This is a genomic window from Vibrio sp. V19_P1S1T109 (assembly GCF_002241375.1).
Taxonomy (GTDB): Bacteria; Pseudomonadota; Gammaproteobacteria; order Enterobacterales; family Vibrionaceae; genus Vibrio; species Vibrio anguillarum.
This window is the reverse complement of record NZ_NDIM01000166.1, coordinates 11,169-13,153: the sequence shown is the minus strand read 5'-3', so window position 1 is coordinate 13,153 and position 1,985 is coordinate 11,169. Positions and strand designations below refer to the sequence as shown.

Annotated in this window: 1 pseudogene; it reads left to right on the top strand. The window is 48.5% G+C overall.

Annotated features, from left to right (window positions below):
• Window positions 1–191: 191 nt before the first annotated feature.
• Window positions 192–1,822, top strand: a pseudogene (locus B9J87_RS07890) (M66 family metalloprotease); the annotation flags it as partial.
• Window positions 1,823–1,985 lie beyond the last annotated feature (163 nt).

Genomic DNA, 1,985 nt, shown 5'->3' with positions numbered 1-1,985 from the left:
CATTGGGTTGGAACCCTTATCTCGTTACGGACATAGTGATTCTATCGAAATGAAATTAGGTAACTAATAATGAATCGGTAACCCAGTTGTCTATATCCGGAATCGATTGTTGCTTAACCAGCGCAGATTTCGTGGGTTGCTGCTGCTGAAATTCAGGCACGTCACTATAAACTAAAATGAGCAATCCAATGATGAATAAGAAACCATTAACGCTTCTGGTAGCAGGGCTACTGGGAAGCACACCCGTTTGGGCGCAAAATGAGCTCACCTTGATCCAGATCGGGGAAAAAATCGTCGAGCGGTTAGAATCGATTAAAGCGACCGCCGAACGTGGAGAAGGGGTGTTTGAACGCAACGGTGAGCGTTGGATCCACTATAAAGGCTTCGATTATCGGCTTAGTTACAAAAATGATCTGCAATTCCCCTTTATACCTTATCAAAGTGGCGATGATACGCCTTATCGCAATGTGATCGATTTTGTCGATCAGAGTTGGGAATTCATGGTGTACGACGGCGGTTTTTATCTGATGAGCCGCGAATTTGGTGTTTACGAATCGGACGAGCAAGGCTGCTTTGTGGAATACATTCCTGCGGCACACGGGTCTAAGCGCGCCGATGGTAGCTACATCTGGCAACGTGATGTCATCTATCGTACCGAAACCTCTGATTGTGGTGCGTTAGTGAAGCCAGAGATTACCTCGTTAACCGTCTCGAGCCTGTCTGATGTCGGTGTGTCATTTGACTGGCTTGGGCAAAATGAAGCCGATAAGACTCAGCTCACCTTAACCAATTTGAGTGATGCGAAGGATGTTCGCCGCTATGATTCGGTTTCTGCGGGCTTTTTTATCGGTGACCTTAAGCCAAGCACATCATATGAGATGGTGTTGAACTCGTGTAATCCAGTGGATTGTGCTGAGCCCAAGGTAGTGCGCTTTACTACTCAAGATGCTCGAGTCGGTTTTGCCGATGAAATCCCAACCCCGAACCATTTGCAAGGCAGTTTAGAGGGTGGGTTGGGCATTACTCAAACCCATACATCAGTCGCGCCGAATAGCAATGAGTTAACTGGTCAAGGTCATTTGGACGTGATCATGAACCGTGAAGCGATGCTGCTGTTTACCCCGCAACAAGGGGAAGAAATTAACCAAGTTCGCGCAGAAGTGTTCCTCGATGGAGAATTAGTTCACAGCGCATTAATGCTACCACCTAGTGCATTAGCAGCCTCGGATCAGCCGGACAATGGTCGTATGAAGGTGGTGTTCTCTCATCACGCTTGGTCACTACCGCTGCAATGGAACTGGATGAAGCCGGAGCTCTCACTGCGCTTGACCGACAACTTAGGCCGTGAAGGTGTACTCAGCCAAGGAGACATCCAGTTTGGTGGTGCGCCTGAGTTGGTGATTCAAAATATCGACATGGGCATGCTGACTCAACCGCGTAACCACAATACGATGATTCAAAATCTTCCAACTTTGGCCGCGGATTATTTCCAAAAAATACCCGCGTCTAAATTGGTGATGGCTGACTACACTCCTGCTTATTTTCCTGTTGTCACTATGCCAAATGGTGTGGTGTACACCGATAAGAGTGCGAGTACGGGTGGTTGGCACAGCGGCGATATGCGTGAAGCGATCGGTAAAGCGTTGGTCTCTACAGGTGTTAACAACGCCAACGTCGGCATTGAGAGTAGTGCGGGTTATTCGCAGCAATACAACCGCCGCTACAACCACATTACCGCACACACCAACGTCGGGGTGTATACCAAAGAAGGTACAGATTTAGCTCAAGTTGTGGTTCATGGCGGCAGTGGCGGCGGGGGAAAAAACCTGCAAATAATTACCGCCATGGATGGTGCCCCGCAATTGGGCCTCAACATTGGGCTTGCCACCACCCCTATATTGCGGCGGTTTACCAAATTGTAATTGTTTCCTATTCACATCTTCAGCCGTCGACGCAGAAGAGAGTCGTGGATTTTTTTGGTGGCG